The 17594-nt window shown below is 67.8% G+C and carries 17 protein-coding genes and 1 tRNA gene; 7 read left to right on the top strand and 11 right to left on the bottom strand.

What is annotated here, in order from left to right:
* Positions 1 to 53: 53 nt before the first annotated feature.
* The 7 genes from cysD to TFU_RS02055 all read right to left on the bottom strand — a co-directional run bounded on the left by cysD (position 54) and on the right by TFU_RS02055 (position 6552).
* On the bottom strand, positions 54 to 983 hold the full coding sequence (gene cysD / locus TFU_RS02085; RefSeq protein WP_011290866.1) for a sulfate adenylyltransferase subunit CysD: 930 nt from the start codon (positions 981 to 983) through the stop codon (positions 54 to 56).
* Between the two features lie 53 nt (positions 984 to 1036).
* Positions 1037 to 1822 (bottom strand): 3'(2'),5'-bisphosphate nucleotidase CysQ, encoded by a 786-nt coding sequence (locus TFU_RS02080; protein ID WP_038043217.1) that lies wholly within the window; start codon positions 1820 to 1822, stop codon positions 1037 to 1039.
* Between the two features lie 152 nt (positions 1823 to 1974).
* The gene (gene pth / locus TFU_RS02075) at positions 1975 to 2616 is read right to left on the bottom strand and encodes an aminoacyl-tRNA hydrolase (RefSeq protein WP_011290864.1); all 642 of its coding nucleotides are present in this window, start codon (positions 2614 to 2616) and stop codon (positions 1975 to 1977) included.
* 27 nt (positions 2617 to 2643) lie between these two features.
* Positions 2644 to 3228, bottom strand: a complete 585-nt coding sequence (locus TFU_RS02070; protein WP_011290863.1) for a 50S ribosomal protein L25/general stress protein Ctc — start codon at positions 3226 to 3228, stop codon at positions 2644 to 2646.
* Positions 3229 to 3496: 268 nt separating this feature from the next.
* On the bottom strand, positions 3497 to 4465 hold the full coding sequence (locus TFU_RS02065) for a ribose-phosphate diphosphokinase (protein ID WP_011290862.1): 969 nt from the start codon (positions 4463 to 4465) through the stop codon (positions 3497 to 3499).
* Between the two features lie 82 nt (positions 4466 to 4547).
* Positions 4548 to 6002 carry a bifunctional UDP-N-acetylglucosamine diphosphorylase/glucosamine-1-phosphate N-acetyltransferase GlmU gene (gene glmU, locus TFU_RS02060; protein WP_011290861.1) on the bottom strand — a complete coding sequence of 485 codons (1455 nt, stop codon included), beginning with the start codon at positions 6000 to 6002 and terminating at the stop codon, positions 4548 to 4550.
* Between the two features lie 478 nt (positions 6003 to 6480).
* Positions 6481 to 6552 (bottom strand) — tRNA-Gln (locus tag TFU_RS02055).
* A 525-nt stretch (positions 6553 to 7077) separates the two neighbouring features.
* Between TFU_RS02055 and TFU_RS02050 the strand changes: the two genes are divergently transcribed.
* The 4 genes from TFU_RS02050 (at position 7078) to TFU_RS02035 (ending at position 10329) form a co-directional block, all read left to right on the top strand.
* Entirely contained in the window at positions 7078 to 8028 is a 951-nt protein-coding gene (locus TFU_RS02050) for an acyl-CoA desaturase (RefSeq protein WP_011290860.1), read from the top strand.
* 63 nt (positions 8029 to 8091) lie between these two features.
* On the top strand, positions 8092 to 8703 hold the full coding sequence (locus tag TFU_RS02045; protein ID WP_016188163.1) for a TetR/AcrR family transcriptional regulator: 612 nt from the start codon (positions 8092 to 8094) through the stop codon (positions 8701 to 8703).
* 47 nt (positions 8704 to 8750) lie between these two features.
* On the top strand, positions 8751 to 9245 hold the full coding sequence (locus tag TFU_RS02040) for a MarR family winged helix-turn-helix transcriptional regulator (protein ID WP_011290858.1): 495 nt from the start codon (positions 8751 to 8753) through the stop codon (positions 9243 to 9245).
* 178 nt (positions 9246 to 9423) lie between these two features.
* Positions 9424 to 10329 carry an SGNH/GDSL hydrolase family protein gene (locus tag TFU_RS02035; RefSeq protein ID WP_011290857.1) on the top strand — a complete coding sequence of 302 codons (906 nt, stop codon included), beginning with the start codon at positions 9424 to 9426 and terminating at the stop codon, positions 10327 to 10329.
* An 81-nt stretch (positions 10330 to 10410) separates the two neighbouring features.
* On the opposite strand, the gene TFU_RS02030 is transcribed toward TFU_RS02035, so the two are convergent.
* The gene (locus TFU_RS02030; RefSeq protein WP_016188162.1) at positions 10411 to 12192 is read right to left on the bottom strand and encodes an ABC-F family ATP-binding cassette domain-containing protein; all 1782 of its coding nucleotides are present in this window, start codon (positions 12190 to 12192) and stop codon (positions 10411 to 10413) included.
* 151 nt (positions 12193 to 12343) lie between these two features.
* Here TFU_RS02030 and soxR point away from each other — a divergent pair, with 151 nt between their 5' ends.
* Complete coding sequence (gene soxR / locus TFU_RS02025) at positions 12344 to 12805, top strand: redox-sensitive transcriptional activator SoxR (RefSeq protein ID WP_011290855.1); 462 nt, start codon at positions 12344 to 12346, stop codon at positions 12803 to 12805.
* Between the two features lie 4 nt (positions 12806 to 12809).
* On the opposite strand, the gene TFU_RS02020 is transcribed toward soxR, so the two are convergent.
* Positions 12810 to 13733 (bottom strand): 4-(cytidine 5'-diphospho)-2-C-methyl-D-erythritol kinase, encoded by a 924-nt coding sequence (locus TFU_RS02020; protein ID WP_011290854.1) that lies wholly within the window; start codon positions 13731 to 13733, stop codon positions 12810 to 12812.
* A gap of 241 nt (positions 13734 to 13974) precedes the next feature.
* Between TFU_RS02020 and TFU_RS02015 the strand changes: the two genes are divergently transcribed.
* Positions 13975 to 15849 carry a serine/threonine-protein kinase gene (locus tag TFU_RS02015; RefSeq protein ID WP_011290853.1) on the top strand — a complete coding sequence of 625 codons (1875 nt, stop codon included), beginning with the start codon at positions 13975 to 13977 and terminating at the stop codon, positions 15847 to 15849.
* A 23-nt stretch (positions 15850 to 15872) separates the two neighbouring features.
* On the opposite strand, the gene rsmA is transcribed toward TFU_RS02015, so the two are convergent.
* The gene (gene rsmA / locus TFU_RS02010; protein ID WP_011290852.1) at positions 15873 to 16736 is read right to left on the bottom strand and encodes a 16S rRNA (adenine(1518)-N(6)/adenine(1519)-N(6))-dimethyltransferase RsmA; all 864 of its coding nucleotides are present in this window, start codon (positions 16734 to 16736) and stop codon (positions 15873 to 15875) included.
* Positions 16737 to 16770: 34 nt separating this feature from the next.
* On the bottom strand, positions 16771 to 17094 hold the full coding sequence (locus TFU_RS02005; RefSeq protein WP_011290851.1) for a CU044_2847 family protein: 324 nt from the start codon (positions 17092 to 17094) through the stop codon (positions 16771 to 16773).
* Positions 17095 to 17256: 162 nt separating this feature from the next.
* Here TFU_RS02005 and TFU_RS15685 point away from each other — a divergent pair, with 162 nt between their 5' ends.
* The gene (locus tag TFU_RS15685) at positions 17257 to 17577 is read left to right on the top strand and encodes a DUF397 domain-containing protein (protein ID WP_081430386.1); all 321 of its coding nucleotides are present in this window, start codon (positions 17257 to 17259) and stop codon (positions 17575 to 17577) included.
* Positions 17578 to 17594: the final 17 nt, after the last annotated feature.

The following is a 17594-nucleotide window of genomic DNA, read 5'->3' as shown; positions in this document are numbered from 1 at the left end:
GCAGTAGATCCAGATGTGTAGGCGCGGACAGATGACTGGGAACACACGAACGGCTAGAAGTAGCCTTCGCGTTTGCGCTCCTCCATCGCGGCCTCGCTCCCGCGGTCGTCTGCGCGGGTCTGTCCGCGCTCAGTGATCCGCGTCGCCGCGATCTCGGCGATCACCTCGTCGAGTGTGGTCGCCGTGGAGAGCACCGCGCCGGTACACGTCATGTCGCCCACCGTGCGGTAGCGGACAGAGGCTTCGAACACCTCCTCGTCCTCGTCCCGGGTGACGTACGGGCTGTCCGGAAGCAGGATGCCGTCCCGTTCGAACACCCGGCGCCGGTGCGCGAAGTAGATCGACGGCAGCCGAAGCCCTTCCCTGCGGATGTAGTGCCACACGTCCAGCTCGGTCCAGTTGGACAGGGGGAAGACCCGGATGTTCTCCCCTCGGTGGACGCGGGTGTTGTAGAGGTTCCACAGCTCCGGCCGCTGGTTCTTGGGGTCCCACTGGCCGAACTCGTCCCGGAACGAGAACACCCGCTCCTTGGCCCGTGCCTTCTCCTCGTCGCGCCGCGCCCCGCCGAACGCCGCGTCGAAGCCGTACTTTTCGATCGCTTCGAGGAGAGCCGCCGTCTGCAGCCGGTTGCGGCTGGCCCACCGGCCCTTGGGCTCCACTACCTTCCCCGCGTCGATCAGGTCCTGCACCGAAGCCACAATGAGCCGTACCCCCAGCTCGGCCACCCGCTTGTCGCGGAACTCGATGACCTCGGGGAAGTTATGGCCGGTGTCCACGTGCATGACCGGGAACGGGATAGGTGCGGGCCAGAACGCCTTCTCGGCGATCCGCAGCATGACCACCGAGTCTTTGCCACCGGAGAAGAGCAGCACCGGACGTTCGAACTCGGCCGCGACCTCACGCATGATGAAGATCGCCTCGGCCTCGAGGAAGTCGAGTTGCGAAAGCTGGTACCGTCCGACGGCGTCGCTGACCTGACTCATGAAACCCGCCTCGTGCTCGCTGCGTCCCCCGAGCCGAGGCGCCGGCCTCAGGCTCAGGTGTGTGGACCCGCGTTGTCCATATCCGCTACGTTACGGATACTGGCCAACAACATACCCGACAACTCCGATCGACATACTAGGATATCGGGCAGGTAGGGGTCTGGCCGGTTGTAGGTCAACGAGCTCCCGTCAATGCGCGACGTGTGCAGGCCAGCTGCCCGGGCCACCGCGACCGGAGCCGCACTGTCCCATTCGTACTGGCCGCCCGCGTGGATGTAGATATCGGCGATCCCCAGCATCACCGCGCTGATCTTGGCGCCCGCCGAACCCATCGGCACCAGCTCGGCACCCAACTGGTTCGCCAGCCGCCGCACGAACTCCGGCGGACGGGTCCGGCTCGTCGTGATCCGCAACCGCTGCCCCGCGGGGCGCTCCTCCGGAAGCCACGGCGGGTCCACCGTAGACAGCGTGCTCCCCTGTGCGGGCAGCGACACCGCACCGGCGACGAGCTCCCCGTTCTCCCACAGTGCGACGTGCACCGCCCAGTCCGTGCGGCCCGCCTCACCGAACTCCCGGGTGCCGTCCAACGGGTCGATAATCCACACGCGGTGTGCTCTGAACCGCCGGGGATCCTCTACCCCTTCCTCCGACAGCACCGGATCGCTGGGCCGCAGCCGTCCCAGTGCGGAGAACAGAAACTCGTGCGACACCCGGTCACCCAGGGTGCGCAGCACTTCCGGTTCGTCGAACCCGTGGCGCTCCCGCAGCCGCAGCAACCGTTGACCGGCCTCAAACGCAAGGTCACGCGCCACTTCGTGATCGTTTCTGATGGTGCTCACCAGGTTCAGCACGCTCCTGTCCCGGACCCCGGATCCCGTATCCGGCATCGCCCCATCCGGACCACCACCAGTGTGGCACGCTCCGCACCTTGCGGGAGCGGTCCGGGAACAATCGTCCAGAACCCTTACGAAGCAGCCGTGTGGTAGACGAGTTAGGCTTTCTCCAACCCGGACGTCACCACTGTCTCCACCGCGTCGGCCGCCCGCGCCACATGCACATCCAGTTCCTTGCGCTCCGCGGTGGAAAAGTCCTGCAGCACGAACGACGCCGCATCCATCCGCCCCGGCGGACGTCCGATCCCCACGCGCACCCGCACGTAGTCCGGAGAGCCCAGTGAGGCGGTGATCGAACGCAGGCCGTTGTGCCCGGCCGACCCGCCGCCCCGCTTCAGCTTCAGCCGGGCGAACGGAATGTCCAGCTCGTCGTGGACCACGATGATGCGGTCGACCGGCACCTTGTAGAAAGCACTCAGCTTGGCCACCGGTCCGCCGGACAGGTTCATATACGAAGCCGGTTTGGCCAGCACCACCGGCGCATCACCCACGCGTGTCTCCACCACCTGGGCGTGGGCCTTGTGCAACCGCCACCGTTCGCCCCGCTGCGCGGCCAACTCGTCCACCACCATGAAACCCACGTTGTGGCGGTTGCCCGCATACTTGGGCCCGGGATTGCCCAGCCCCACGACCAGCCAACGCTCGCCGCTCACCACCGCACCACTTTCTCCCGGCCGCGCATCCGGTTCCCTGGACACAGACGCGCGGCCTCCCCACAGCCGTGCGAGAAGACCGCGCATCGCTACAGACCCCTTTCGGCGGCGCCGTTACTCGGCGGCCTCTCCCTCCTCTTCCTCCTCGGTGGCCTCGGGAGCGGCCTCGGCGACCACGGACATGACGATCGTCTCGGGGTCCATGGCCAGCTCGACGCCCTCGGGGAGCTTCAGGTCACCAGCGGTGACGTTCGTGCCGATCGGGAGTCCGTCCACGTCCACCTCGATCCCCTCGGGGATACGGGTGGCCTCGGCGCGCACCTCGGCCTGAGCCATCTCCAGGTTGAGGACACCGCCAGCGCCGACCTCGCCCTTCACCAGCAGCGGAACCTCGACCACGACCTTCTCGCCCCGCTGCACGACCAGCAGGTCCACGTGCTCGAGGAAACCCTTGATGGGGTCGCGCTGCACGCTCTTGGGCAGCACGAGGCTCTCTTTCTCGTCGACACCCTCCAGACGCAGCAGCACGTTCGGGGTCTTCAAAGCGAGCATCAGGTCGTGGCCTGGCAGGTTGATGTGGCGGGGAGCGATGCCGTGGCCGTAGAGGACGGCCGGCACCTTGCCCGCGCGACGGGCGCGGCGTGCAGCGCCCTTACCGAACTCGGTGCGCGGCTCGGCAGCGATACGTACCTCGGACACGACGAAACTCCTTGGTGGATCATCCCCCGCAGCGACGGGGAGACACGGCTTCTACGGAAAACAGCCCCGCTCCAATACCAGCGGGAAAACCCAGCACACGCGGGGAAAACACGATCTCGCCGTGCCACTGCCACAGCGGCCCGCGCGAGCACAGAGATCGCCCCGCACACGCGGAGAAGCTCATAGCAGTCTACTGGCTTGGCCGACGCCCCGCGCACAGCGGGACGGTCGACGAATCACGAATCCGCAGACCATCCCGCCCTCTCGATCACTCGAACAGGCTCGTCACTGAACCGTCGCTGAACACCTCGTTGATCGCCCGAGCCAGCAGTGGAGCGATCGATAGCTGGGTCAGCTTGTCGAACTGCCGGTCCTTCGACACCGGCAGCGAGTTGGTGATGACGACCTCGGAAATCCGCGAGTCCTTGAGCCGGTCCACGGCGGGCCCCGACAGCACACCGTGCGTCGCGACCGCGATCACCTTGGCTGCCCCCTGCTCGAACAAGGCGTCCGCGGCCTTCACGATGGTGCCCGCGGTGTCGATCATGTCGTCCACCAGGACACAGGTCCGGCCCCGCACCTCACCGACGACTTCGTGGACCCGCACCTCGTGCGCCACGTCCGGGTCGCGCCGCTTGTGGACGATCGCCAGCGGCGTACCCAGCCGGTCGGCCCACCGGTCTGCGGTGCGCACACGCCCCGAGTCCGGCGACACCACGGTGGTGTTGCTCAGGTCCACGTTGGCCGCCACATAGTCGGCGAGGAGGGGAAGGGCGAACAGGTGGTCGACCGGGCCGTCGAAGAAGCCCTGGATCTGGTCGGTGTGGAGGTCCACCGCCATCAACCGGTCCGCCCCGGCGGCTTTGAACAGGTCCGTGATCAACCGCGCCGAGATCGGCTCCCGCCCCCGGTGCTTCTTGTCCTGGCGCGCGTAGCCGAAGAACGGCGTCACTACGGTGATGCGTTTCGCTGACGCCCGCTTCAGCGCGTCCACCATGATCAACTGCTCCATGATGGACTTGTTGATCGGATCGGAGTGGCACTGGATGACGAAAGCGTCACACCCTCGGACCGACTCCAGGTAGCGGACGAAGATCTCCCCGTTGGCGAAGTCCTGGAACCTGGTGGGAACCGTTTCGATACCCAGTTCCACCGCGACCTCCGCCGCGAGATCGGGGTGGGTCCGTCCCGAGAAGAGCATGAGTTTTTTTTGACCCGCGGCTTTCATGCCGGTCACGTTAACATCCCCCATAGTTCCGGTTTGTTCTCTCTTCGCCTGCCCGGGAGACCTTCCGGCGCCAGACGCGACAGTGTTGTGGTCACCGGTCTTCCTCCGAGCGGGCCCGGGCTCGCTCCGCGGCCTGTGCCGCAGGAGTACCCGGACGTTTACGTTCCACCCAGCCTTCAATAGTGCGCTGGGGGCCGGCCGAGACTGCGAGCGCCCCTGGCGGTACGTCCTCGCGGACCACAGTCCCCGCTCCCGTGTAGGCGCCGTCGCCGACCCGGACGGGAGCCACGAACATGGTGTCACTGCCAGTGCGCGCGTAGTCACCGATTACCGTGCGGTGCTTGTTCACCCCGTCGTAGTTGACGAACACCGACGAGGCACCGATGTTGACGCCTTTGCCGATGTCGGCGTCGCCCACGTAGGTCAGGTGCGGCACCTTGGAGCCCTCACCCACCGTCGAGTTCTTCACTTCGACGAAGGTGCCGATCTTGACCCCGCGGTCCAGGCGCGCCCCGGGACGCAGGTAGGCGTAGGGGCCGACGGTGGCCTCCGGGCCGATCACGGCTTCCCGGGCGACCGTGTGCGAGACGACAGCGTCCTCCCCCACCTCGGTGTCGCACAGCACCGTGGCGGGCCCCACCTGGGCTCCTTCACCGATCACCGTGCGCCCCTGCAACTGGGTCTGCGGTTCCAGCACGGCGTCGCGCCCCACGCGGACGTCGACGTCCACCCACGTGGAGGCGGGATCCACCACGGTGACACCGTCGCGCATGAGCTGCTCCAGCAGCCGGGCGTTGAGCAGCCGGCGCGCCTCGGCGAGCTGGACCCGGTCGTTGACCCCTTCCACTTCGGTGCGGTCAGGGGCGATGTAGGCGCCGACCCGGTGGCCGTCGCCGCGCAGGAGCGCCACCGCATCGGTGATGTACTCCTCGCCTTTGGCGTTGTCCGCGGAGAGCCGGTGGACCACCTGGGACAGCAGGGCCCCGTCGAAGGCGTACATCCCGGAGTTGATCTCGTCGACCGCGCGCTGCTCTTCGGTGGCGTCCGCGTGCTCGACGATGCCGGTGACCGCGCCCGCAGCGTCGCGCACGATCCGCCCGTAGCCGGTGGGGTCGGGGACCCGGGCCGACAGGATCGTGACAGCGTTCCCCTCTGCTTCGTGCGCAGCAACCAGGTCGCGCAGCGTCGCACCGCGCAGCAGCGGGGTGTCTCCGCAGGTCAGCACAACCGTTCCGGTGAGTTCCACGTTCTGTGCGCGCAGTGCTTCGATCGCCATGCGCACGGCGTGGCCGGTGCCTTTCTGCTCTTCTTGCAGCGCGGTGATGGCGTGCGGAGCGATGCTCTTGAGGTGCTCCGTCACTTGCTCCCGTGCGTGGCCGACGACCACGACGGTGCGTTGCGGTTCGAGCTCGGCGACGGCCGCCAGGACATGTCCCAGCAGACTCCGGCCGCAGATCTCGTGGAGGACTTTGGGGCGCCTGGACTTCATACGGGTGCCCTCGCCTGCGGCGAGGACCATGACGGCGGCTGGACGGCTCGCGCTCACTGGAGGCGACTCCTCTGTCGCTGGCGGATGAACCGGGATGAGTGTTGTGCGTGCAGATACGCTGCGGTCAGCAGCCCTGCGGGGCGGCACAGGATGCCGCGAACGACGAAACGGGGCCCCAGGGCATGCGGAAACCACGTCCTGGACCGACACAGGCAGCATACAACTGGGCCGGGGGATATTTTGGGGCGACTCGGTGGGTGGGCCGGGATGGGGAGTGCGGTGACCTGGGCTCCGGACGTGGACCGGTGCCGGTGAGTCCCGGACCCGGGGCACGGGGAGGGGTTTGGACGCGCGTGTGCGGGCGGCGCGTGCTTCGCCTGTGCCGCGGGTGACGCGGGGTGCGGAACGGTTCGGGGCCGTGGCGAGTGGGCGGGCTCAGCGGCCGGCCGAATGCGGCTGCCCTGGTGGACGTTCCGTGGAGACTGCGGCGTTCCGCTCTGCTGTTCTGGAGGACCGGGCGTGCGCTGGAGAAGAGCTCCCGGACCAGGACTCGAACCTGGACGACGGGGACCAAAACCCCGCATGCTGCCAATTACATCATCCGGGAATGAAGCAGGCTTTTCTGCACCTTCTCACGCTTCTTCGCGAGTTGTCCGCGTTGCGCAGACACCACGATAGCTTTCCCACAACTCTAAGGCACATCCGTAAGTGCCTTGTCCTTTTTTAGGCCGCCGCCCGGGCTGAGAGTTCCGCGCCTGCGGGCCTCGGACGGCCGTGCGGCGGACAGCCGCGTGCTTCTCGGGCACAGATCCGGCCGCAGCATCCCGTGCTGACGTGATTTTTGTCCTATCTCGGACAGCCCTCGTATCCCCAGGCGGAGCGGGGTAGATGGGGCTGCACCAAAAACATTACCCGCTTCCCTTGCCAAACCTACGGACCCGTAGGTTACGGTTACGTAGGTATAGGTTGTCCGACCGTCGCTGACCGGAAGGGCGTTGCACCTGTCCGTCCTTCCGCCCTGCTCGACCAGGATCCGCCTGGTGAGGTGGGGGTGGCTGGTCTCGCCCCGCAGAGATCAGCCGTCGGGGGACTCCCTTCCAATCCATCCGGCTATCCAGAACGAGGTGGGCTTATGTCCGAACTTTCCGCCAACTCGACCCAGCGCCGCGCTCCGGAGCCAGAGATCCTGGACGAGAAGCGCTCCCGCACCGAGCGCTACACCATCTTCACCTTCGTCTTTGTGCCGCTCCTCGCCCTAGCCGCCGCCGTGCCCTTCGCCTGGGGATGGGGACTGACCTGGCTCGATGTCGCTATCGGCGCGGTCTTCTACCTCATCGGCGGGCTGGGCATCACCGTGGGCTACCACCGCCTGTTCACCCACGGCTCGTACCGCGCCGCGCGGCCCCTGAAGATCGCCCTGGCCATCGCCGGCTCCCTAGCGATCGAAGGCGGGGTCATCAAGTGGGTGGCCGACCACCGCCGCCACCACAAGTACTCCGACCACGAAGGCGACCCCCACTCGCCTTGGCGGTTCGGCGACGACTGGCGTTCCGTGGCCAAAGGCATGTTCTACGCCCACATGGGCTGGCTGTTCCTGGACGAGCAGAAGACTTCCCCTAAGCGGTTCGCGCCCGACCTCCTCAAAGACAAGGACCTGGTCCGTATCGACCGCTACTTCTGGGTCTTCGTGCTCATCTCGCTGCTCACCCCGCCGCTCATCGGCGGCCTGGTGACCATGTCGTGGTGGGGCGCGTGCACCGCGTTCTTCTGGGGAAGCCTGGTCCGTATCGCGCTCCTGCACCACGTCACGTGGTCGGTCAACTCGATCTGCCACACCATTGGTGAAGAAAACTTCACGGTTCGCGACCGGTCCCGCAACGTCTGGTGGCTGGCGATCCCGTCCTTCGGCGAGTCCTGGCACAATCTGCACCATGCCGAACCGACCTGCGCCCGGCACGGGGTCCTCAAGGGCCAGATCGACATCTCGGCACGGGTCATCTGGATCTTCGAGAAACTGGGATGGGCGACCAAGGTGCGCTGGCCCGACCCCGAGCGGCTGGCAGCCAAACGTGTCGCCGCCTAACCAGATCGGCCATCATGGGGAGCCGTGAGCGAACAGAGTCCCAAAACCCGTAAAAAGCAGCGCATGACCGGCAAGGAGCGCCGGGAACAGCTTCTCGCAATTGGTAGGGAACTGTTCGCCGAACGCGGCTTCGCCGCCACTTCCGTGGAGGAGATCGCGGCCCGCGCCGGGGTCTCCAAACCGGTGGTCTACGAGCACTTCGGAGGTAAAGAAGGGGTCTACGCGGTCGTCGTCGACCGCGAGATGCAGCGCCTGCTCGGCCTTGTCAGCGACGCTCTCGTCGAGGGGAGTCCACGCCAGAAGCTGGAGCGGGCGGCCCTCGCCCTCCTGCAGTACATCGAGGAGCACAGCGAAGGGTTCCGGATCTTGGCGCGCGACTCGCACGCCGCGTCCGGGACCGGGAGCTTCGCGAGCCTCATCAGCGATATCGCCACCCAGGTGGAGCACGTGCTCGCCGAAGAGTTCCGGGCCCGCGGCTACGACCCGAAGCTCGCTCCGCTCTATGCCCAGGCCCTGGTGGGCATGGTGGCGTTGACCGGCCAGTGGTGGCTGGAGGTGCGCCGTCCCCGCCGGGAGGTGGTGGCAGCCCACCTGGTGAACCTGGCGTGGAACGGCCTGTCCCGTCTGGACACCAAACCGCGAGTGGAGGGAGCCCGGTCTCGACGGCGAGAATAACGGGCTCACTCATCGATTATCTTGATATCAAGAGATATGCTAGGTGCATGCGTGACGAGGTTGACGGTCTAGTCGAGGCGTGGCGCACCGAACGTCCCGATCTTGACGTAGCGCCGCTGCAAGTCCTGAGCCGGGTCTCTCGGCTGGCCCGCCACCTCGACCGTGCGCGCCGTTCGGTCTTCGCCGCCCACGACCTGGAGCCGTGGGAGTTCGACGTCCTCGCCGAACTGCGCCGCTCCGGTCACCCCTACGAGCTGAGCCCTGGGCGGCTCATGCGCGCCACCCTCGTGACCTCGGGGACCATGACCAACCGGATCGACCGGCTCACCGAGGACGGCCTCGTGCGCCGCCTGCCGGACCCGACCGACCGGCGAGGCGTCCTGGTCCGGCTCACCGACGAGGGGCGGGAACGCGTGGACGCGGCCCTCGCCGACCTCCTCCGCTACGAGGAGTCCCTCCTCGCCGCGCTCACCACGGCCGAACGCGACCAGTTGGCCACGCTGCTGCGGACCGTCCTCGCCCCCCTGGACGAACCGGACTGATTCCTCACACTTCTCCCACACCCCATGACCGGCTTTTGGGAACACCCTTACCACACGTCTCGGTAACGGACAGAAGTCATCACTCTGTGATGACTAGCTTTTTCCGGTCTGTTACCGGCATGCTACGCAGGGGCTCACTTTGACCGATTGACCTGCGAGAGAAGAGACGTGAGAGACCATGCGCCGGTTTGCTTGGATATGTACCGCCGCAGCAGTAGCCCTGCTGGCCGCAAGCTGCAGCTCCGAAGACAACAACGCAGCGGAGATGCAGTACTACCTGTCGCTGGGTGATGGTCTGACAGTCGGAGCCCAGCCTGACGACTCGGGCGACGTCCTCGAAACCGCCACGGGCTACACCAACCTGGTGGCCTCAGCCCTGTCAAAGGAGCCTCCGGGGGTGCAGCACGTCAACCTGGGGTGCATCGGAGAGACCACCATCACCTTCCTCAGCGGTGGCGCTGAAGGCTGCGAATACGACGAGGGCTCGCAGCTGGACGCCGCCGTGGAGTTCCTGGAGCAGCACAAGGGCAAGGTGCGCCTCATCACGATCAGCATCGGCGGCGAGAACCTGTTCTCGTGCGCCCGGGACGAGGACGGCGCGCTGACCACCGACATCGACCGGGAGTGCGTCTCCGAAAACCTGCAGAAGGTCTCCGAGGACGCGCCGATCATCGCCCAGCGGCTGCGGGAAGCCGCGGGCGACGACGTCGAAATCATCGCGCTCACCGCCTACAACCCGCTGCTCGCGATGTACCTGCAGGAAGAGGTGACCGAGGTCGTCGCCACGGAGGACGACGACGAGCGCACCTACCAGGACACCGCCAACTACACCAACGGCATGCTGGCCGCGATCAACGGCACCCTCAACGACGCCTACAACGCCGAGAACATCACCGTGGCGAACGTGGCCACGCTGTTCGACGTGGACAACTTCGAAGAGAACGACGACGGCACGCCCGCCAACGTCCACAACGTGTGCCAGTACACGTGGATGTGCGACACCGAGCGCGGCCCGGACATCCACCTCAACCAGGAAGGGGCTCAGGAGGTCGCCACCCTCGTCCAGGACGTGATGCGGGAGTAGCGCCGCATCGGCGTCCCAGCTCGGCGTAGCGGCGTGCCTCGCCGCCCCGTGGCGGCAGTGGGGCGGCGGGCACGCGACTCCTCACTCTCCGAGTCGCTCGGCCTCCCGGAGCCAGGCGTCCTCCAGTTCCGCTTTCTCCGCGGTGAGCGCTTTGAGCTCCGCACCGAGCTCCGCGAGGCGGGCATAGTCCTCCGCGGCTTCCGCCATGAGCGCGTGGAGCTCCTCTTCCCGCGCACTGATCCGGTCGATCCGGCGTTCGATGCGCTGCAGCTCTTTCTGTGCGGCCCGCCGCTCCGCCGCCGAGAGTTTCGGTGCCGCCTCGGCGGGACCGGCGTCCTCCTTCGCGGCAGCGCCGTCCTGGGGGATCTCGCCGCGCTCCGCACGCTCGGCGCGCAGCCGCAGATACTCGTCGACCCCGCCGGGCAGGTGGCGCAGCGTGCCGTCGCCGAGCAGCGCGAACACCTGGTCGCAGACCCGCTCCAGGAAGTAGCGGTCGTGGCTGACCACCACCAGCGACCCGGGCCAGCCGTCGAGCAGGTCCTCCAGCTCGGTCAGCGTCTCGATATCCAGGTCGTTGGTGGGCTCGTCCAAGAGCAGCACGTTGGGTTCGGCCATGAGCAGCCGCAGCAGTTGCAGCCGCCGCCGCTCCCCGCCGGACAGGTCGCCGATCGGGGTCCACTGCCGCTCCCCGCGGAAGCCGAAGCGCTCCAGCATCTGGCTCGCGGAGTACTCCCGTTTGCCGACGGTGACGCGCTGGCGTATCTCGGAGACGGCTTGCAGGGGCCGCGCCTCCGGGTCCAGCTCCGCGAGGTTCTGCGAGAGGTGGGCCAAGTTGACGGTGGCCCCGTGGCGCACGGTCCCGGCGTCAGGGGCCTGCTCTTTCGCGAGCAGGCGGAGCAGGCTCGTCTTCCCCGAGCCGTTGACCCCGACCACGCCGATACGGTCCCCGGGCCCGAGCTGCCAGGTGAGGCGGTCCAACAGGACGGTGTCGCCAGCCCGGAGGGTGACGTCTTTGACGTCGATGACGGTCTTGCCCAGCCGGGAGCTGGCGAACCGGACCAGTTCGACAGTGTCGCGGGCGGGCGGCTCGTTGGCGATGAGCGCGTTCGCCGCTTCGATCCGGAACTTGGGTTTGGAGGTGCGGGCCGGCGGTCCACGGCGCAGCCAGGCCAGTTCCTTGCGGAGCAGGTTCTGGCGGCGCTCCTCCGCGGCGCGGGCGAGGCGCTGCCGTTCCGCTTTGGCGAGCACGTAGGCGGCATAGCCGCCTTCGTAGCGCTCCACCCGCCCGTCCACGACCTCCCAGGTGCGCTGGGTGACGGCGTCAAGGAACCAGCGGTCGTGGGTGACGACGGCGACGGCTTCGCGCCGCTGGTTGAGGTGGTCGGCCAGCCAGGCAATGCCTTCGATGTCGAGGTGGTTGGTCGGCTCGTCCAGGATGATCAGGTCGTGGGTGTCGATGAGCATCCTGGCGAGTCCGGCGCGGCGGCGCTCCCCACCGGAGAGGTGGGCCATCCGGGCGTTGAGGTCCCATCCGGACAGCAGGCCGCGGAGCACATCGCGGATCCGCGCGTCCCCCGCCCACTCGTGTTCGGCCCGCCCGTCGAGGACGAACTGACCGACGGTGGTGTCAGGGAAGCTGTCCTGCTGGTGGAGGAAGCCGATCCGCAGCCCCCGGCTGTGCACGACCCGTCCGGAATCAGGCTGGAGCCGTCCAGCGATGACGGACACCAGCGTGGACTTGCCGCCGCCGTTACGGCCCACGATGCCGATCCGATCGCCCTCCTCGATCCCGAGGGACACGGAGTCCAAGAGGACGAGGGGCCCGTAGGCCAGCGAAACGTCTTGCAGATTGACGAGGTTCATCCCTTCCATTGTCGCGGGTGCGCGGGAGTGCAGGGGACGGCTTCTCCCGCCCCGCAGAGATCAAGAAGAGCAATGCGCCACAGCAGGGCAACTGACCGCAAATCTCAGGTTAGGTTGAGGTCAACAGACCCACCGACGAGGAGGTTGGAGCATGGCGCAACTTCCGGTCCAGCTCACGATCGGCCAGCTCGCAGAGCGCAGCGGGATGTCGCACAGCGCACTGCGGTTCTATGAAGCAAAAGGGCTGATCCGGGCAGAGCGGACCGCGGGCAACCAGCGCCGCTACCACCGCAGCACCCTGCGCCGCCTAGCGTTCATCGCGGCCGCCCAGCGCGTGGGGCTGACCCTCGCGCGGATCCAGGAAGCGCTGGCCACACTCCCTGAGGAGCGGGCCCCCACCGCCGAGGACTGGGCGCGGCTCTCCCGCATGTGGCGGGACGAACTGGAGACCCGGATTGATGCGCTGCAACGCCTGCGGGACCGGTTGACTTCGTGCATCGGCTGCGGCTGTCTTTCCCTGCGCTCCTGCGCGCTGCGCAACAACGACGATGCGCTGGCCGCGTGGGGACCGGGTGCCCCGCTGCTGCGCCCGGCACGCGAAGGCGGCCTGTAGCCGCCTACACCACGGTGGCGCCGGGGACCGGGCCGTGGGCGGTCACCGTGTCCGCACACGTGCCGCTCGCGCGCAAGGCAGCGGCAAGCTCGCGGGCGTGGTCCGCCGACTCGGCGAGGAACGCACACGTGGGTCCGGAGCCGGACACGAGGGCGCCCAGCGCTCCCGCGGCACGGCCCGCCTCAAGGAGGTCCCCCAGTTCGGGGCGGAGCGCCAAGGCGGCTGGCTGGAGGTCGTTGGTGAGTGCCGCACCCAGCCGACGGGCGTCCCCGGCGGCGAGCGCGGCGACTAGCGCGTCGTCGAGCGTGGGCTCGGGGGCGTCCGGTCGCAGCCGGTCGTATTCCGCGAATACTTTCGTCGTGGACAGGCCCCCGTCGACGAGGGCGAACACCCAGTGGAACGTCCCCTGGACGGGGAGCGGGGAGAGCTGCTCGCCGCGCCCGGTGCCCACCGCGGTGCAGCCGATCAACGGGAAGGCGACGTCGCTGCCGAGCTCTGCGGCCAGCTCCAGCAGCCGCTCGCGGGGGGTGCCGCCTTCCCAGAGCGCATCGCACGCCACGAGCGCGGCAGCCGCATCAGCGCTTCCCCCAGCCATGCCACCGGCCACAGGAATGGCCTTGTGCACGTGGATGTGCACCCCGGTGGCGTGGGGCACGTGGCGGGCCAGCAGGGCGGCGGCGCGCGCCGCGAGGTTGCTGTCGTCGAGGGGCACGCGGGCCACGTGGTCCGGTCGCTCCCCGTCCACACTGAGCACCGCCTGTCCGGGCGCAAGGTCGGAGCGGGGAGAAACGGTAACCTCGTCGTAGAGCGAGACCGCGTGGAAGACGTTGACCAAGCCGTGGTATCCATCGCCGCGGACCGGCCCCACGGCAAGCCGCAAGTTCACCTTCGCGGGGACCCGCACGGTGACGGAAGTCGGGGCGTTCACGAGTCCCCCATCGTACGGGAAAGCCTGCGCCGATGATTCTGCGCGCCCAATATGGGATTCTTGTGTGGGTCATCTCGTCACTCCTGAGGCGTTGACCCACCAACAGCAGCGATTCTCGTATTACCGACGTCGCTTGCGTTACCACATCTGGACTTGACAATCCGCGTGGGTGGGTATCGGGAGGCAAGGCCCGCTACCGTTAAAGCCAAGACGGAGTTTGGACACCGTCGGGGAGGATCGCTTGCCGTCGGATGGGCTCCCGAAGAACTTGGAACCGCTGGCCGCCGGAGACCCGGCGACCATCGGTCCTTACGTGCTGGTCGGACGTCTAGGCAGCGGAGGCATGGGGACGGTCTACTTGGGCCGCGCCCCGGAGAAGGGAACCCATGTAGCGATCAAGGTCATCCGCCCCGAACTCGCTTTCGACGAGGCCACCCGGGCGCGTTTCCGCGACGAGATGGAAAACGCCCGCAAAGTCGCCTCCTTCTGCACGGCTAAGGTGCTCGACCACGGCACCTTCCAAAACCGGCCGTACATGGTCACCGAGTACATTGCGGGCACGGCCCTCGCCGAGCACATCGCCGAGCACGGTCCGCTCGACTCGGGCACCCTGCACGGTTTCGCATTGGGGGTGGCCGCGGCGCTCGCCGCGATCCACAAGGCCGGTCTGGTCCACCGCGACCTGAAACCCGCCAACGTGCTGCTGTCCCTGTCCGGGCCGCGGGTGATCGACTTCGGTATCGCCCGGGCGCTGAACACGTCCACGAGCCACACCCAGACGGGGATCGTCATGGGCAGCCCGGGGTGGATGGCCCCCGAGCAGTTGCTGGAAGAAAAGGTCACCACCAAGGCCGACATTTTCGCTTGGGGCTGCCTGGTGGCGTTCGCGGGCAACGGCCGACACCCGTTCGGCAACGGCGACGCCATGACCCTCGGCAAGCGGATGCTGTTCGCAGAGCCCGACATCGGGAACCTGGACCCGCCGCTGGACCGCCTCGTCGCCCGGGCGCTGGCGAAGGACCCCGACCAGCGTCCCACCGCCCAGGAGCTGCTGCTGGAGCTGGCAGGGGGCACGGACAGCAACGACACCAACGACGTGGTCAGCCATGCCCTGCACCAGTCGTGGCGGCCGAACTTCCCGCCGATGCCCCCCGGGTATCCGCCGCCGTCCCCCCAGGCGCACTCGGGGATGCCCGGCCCGCAAGCCCAGGCCCAGGCGCCGGGGCAGACCACCATCGCCCCCCAGCCTTACGCGCATCCCCAGCAAGGGGGCCCGGGGCCGATGCCACCGCAAGCCGCTGGCCCCCAAGGCGGCCCGCAGGGCGGTCCGCAAAGCCCGCCGATGCCGCAGCGGCCGGGACCGCAAGCTTCCCACCACACCGGCCAGATCCCCGTGGTGCCGCCCACCACTGGAAGACAGCCGCCCCGCTCCCCTGCCGCCCAGGGCTCTTCGGGAGGCCCTCAGGCCCGCCCGTACGTGCCGCCCAACACGCTTCCTCCACACCGCCCGCTCCGCCCCGACAGCTCCCGTTCCCGGCTGCTGATCGTCTTCGCGGTGCTCGGCGCGGTGCTTCTGGCTGTGGTCCTCGTGTTCGGCCTGGTCTTCTTCCAGGACTGGTTCTCCTCCACTAGTGACACCAATCCCCCCGGTCAAGGGCAGGAGCAGCAGTCGTCGGCTCCTAAGGAAGACCCCGACGACGAGTCGGACAAGTCCGACACCCAGGCAGCGGATCCGCAGGCGGGGGAGAGTCTGCGCTTCGACCTCCTCGACTGGTACTGCGGCAACCAGGTGCTGGACCGGCCGCTCATCGTCAACGGCGGCGAATACTGTGTCGCGGAAATCGAGGCGCACAATTCTGCGAACTACCCGGTGAAGTTCCGGCACGACCTGCAGATCCTGGCGCATGCGAGCGGCGAGCAGACCAAGGCCGACGCGCCGCTGCACGGGGAGGGAGCCGACCCGCTGTGGGCGGGACCGATCCAGCCGGGCGACACCGTGCGCGGATACCTGGTGTTCATCGTGCACTCGGAGCTGACCCCCGAGGTCCTCATCCTCCGCAGCACGGTGGACAGCCCTGGCCAGCAGATCGAGATCCCCTCAGGACAGCCCGCTTAAGCCGTGCCGGCCCTGGCACAGGGTCAGGGCCGGTGCTCCGCGATCCGGGCGAAGTCGGCGATCCCCAGGGTCTCACCGCGGCTCCGCGGGTCCACGCCCGCACTGCGCAGCGCAGCCTCTGCGGCCGCGGCCGAGCCCGCCCAGGAGCTGAGGGCAGCGCGCAGGGTTTTGCGGCGCTGCGCGAACGCCGCGTCGACGACAGCGAAGACGTCTTCGCGGCTGGCTTTCGTGGGGGGTGCGGGACGGCGCCGCAGCGCGACCAGACCGGAGTCGACGTTGGGCACCGGCCAGAACACGGTGCGGCCGATCGCCCCGGCCCGGCGGACGTCGGCATACCAGGCGATCTTCGCTGACGGGGCGCCATACGCGCGGTCGCCGGGCCGGGCAGCCAGCCGCTCCGCGACTTCCGCCTGCACCATGACCAGGCCGTGCTCCAGGCTGGGCAGCAGGTTCAGCAGGTGCAGGACGACGGGGACCGCCACGTTGTAGGGGAGGTTCGCGACGAGCGCGGTGGGCTGCGGGTCGGGAAGTTCTGTGATCCGCAGCGCGTCAGCGGTGACCACCCGGAGCCGGTGGGCGTAGGCGGGTGCGTGGTCGGCGACCGTGCCGGGCAGCGCCTCGGCGAGCCGCGGATCGATCTCTACCGCGGTGACGTGCCGCACGTGCGGCAGCAGGGCCAGGGTGAGCGAGCCGAGGCCGGGACCGACCTCGACCACGACGTCGTCGGGGCTGACCTGGGCGGCACGCACGATGCGGCGCACGGTTCCGGGGTCGATGACAAAGTTCTGCCCGAGGGTCTTGGTGGGGCGTATCCCCAACTGGGCGGCGAGCCGCCGCACGTCTGCGGGGGTGAGCAGGCGGGCATCAGCGCTGTCGGATTCGGTCACCCGCCCATTGTGGCAGGCAGGCCGGGGGCGAGGTTCACGTCCGTGCCGCGGGGTCCTTCCAGGTGAGGGTCACTTTGAAGGAGGCGTCCGCGGTGGACTGGGCGATGAACACGTCGGCGGTGGCGGTGAGCCCCACGCCGAGTTCCACGGTGACCTCGTCGGGTTTCCCTGGCAGGTCCTGGACCTTTTCGGCGACGGTCTCGGCAATCTGCCGAATCTGCCCGAAAACCTGGTCAAGCTGCTTTCGCACCCGCTGGGTTCCGGGAAAGGCCACATTGACGGGGCCGGTGCGCTCGCCCGCCGGTTCGATGAGGATTTCTGTTTCGTCGTCAATGGCCAGGGCGACGAGTTGGTTCACCTGCGCTCCCCTCCCCTTCCCATCTGGGAAAGCGACAGTTCCTGGGGAATTTTCAGGGTTTGTTCAGCTTCCATGATGACATGAAGTTTCCCCTTCTTGGGGATATACCCCCTTAGTCACAACAGTCAGGAATTTCTCAGTCAGGGGAGGACCGTGCACCGCATGAGTGCTGCACCGGACCAGGAATGGTCTACCGGGGGACCAGCAGCAAGAAGTCGGACAAGGTCCGGTTTTGTGCAACACCGCCGGCCCGGGGCGTCCGGAGGTCTGGCTTCCCGTGGTGCCGATGGCCTCGAGAGAACGCCCTGGCGGAAATCGAGTCATTCCGAGGGAAAGGATGGGTGCAAATGTGTCGAAGTGCGATTTGTGCGTTCTGGAGGCATAGAGATTCGCGACTCCACTTACCCGGACGGTCCGGTTCTCTCCGTCACCGCCCGGGCGTGGATTCTCTTTATTCACAACGTGAAGAGGAATGACCTCTAGAGTTCTTGTGACTATGT

This window comes from Thermobifida fusca YX, assembly GCF_000012405.1.
In the GTDB taxonomy this organism is placed as follows: domain Bacteria; phylum Actinomycetota; class Actinomycetes; order Streptosporangiales; family Streptosporangiaceae; genus Thermobifida; species Thermobifida fusca.
The sequence above is the reverse complement of the archived record's forward strand: the minus strand, read 5'-3'. Positions and strand labels throughout refer to the sequence as shown.

Excerpts from the sequence above, each read along its gene's own strand:
- cysD (WP_011290866.1), bottom strand. The coding sequence starts at position 983 with ATGAGTCAGGTCAGCGACGCCGTCGGACGGTACCAGCTTTCGCAACTC.
- pth (WP_011290864.1), bottom strand. The coding sequence starts at position 2,616 with ATGCGCGGTCTTCTCGCACGGCTGTGGGGAGGCCGCGCGTCTGTGTCC.
- TFU_RS02040 (WP_011290858.1), top strand. The coding sequence starts at position 8,751 with ATGCGTGACGAGGTTGACGGTCTAGTCGAGGCGTGGCGCACCGAACGT.
- TFU_RS15685 (WP_081430386.1), top strand. The coding sequence starts at position 17,257 with ATGAGTGCTGCACCGGACCAGGAATGGTCTACCGGGGGACCAGCAGCA.
- soxR (WP_011290855.1), top strand. The coding sequence starts at position 12,344 with ATGGCGCAACTTCCGGTCCAGCTCACGATCGGCCAGCTCGCAGAGCGC.
- TFU_RS02045 (WP_016188163.1), top strand. The coding sequence starts at position 8,092 with ATGACCGGCAAGGAGCGCCGGGAACAGCTTCTCGCAATTGGTAGGGAA.
- TFU_RS02050 (WP_011290860.1), top strand. The coding sequence starts at position 7,078 with ATGTCCGAACTTTCCGCCAACTCGACCCAGCGCCGCGCTCCGGAGCCA.
- TFU_RS02030 (WP_016188162.1), bottom strand. The coding sequence starts at position 12,192 with ATGAACCTCGTCAATCTGCAAGACGTTTCGCTGGCCTACGGGCCCCTC.
- TFU_RS02035 (WP_011290857.1), top strand. The coding sequence starts at position 9,424 with ATGCGCCGGTTTGCTTGGATATGTACCGCCGCAGCAGTAGCCCTGCTG.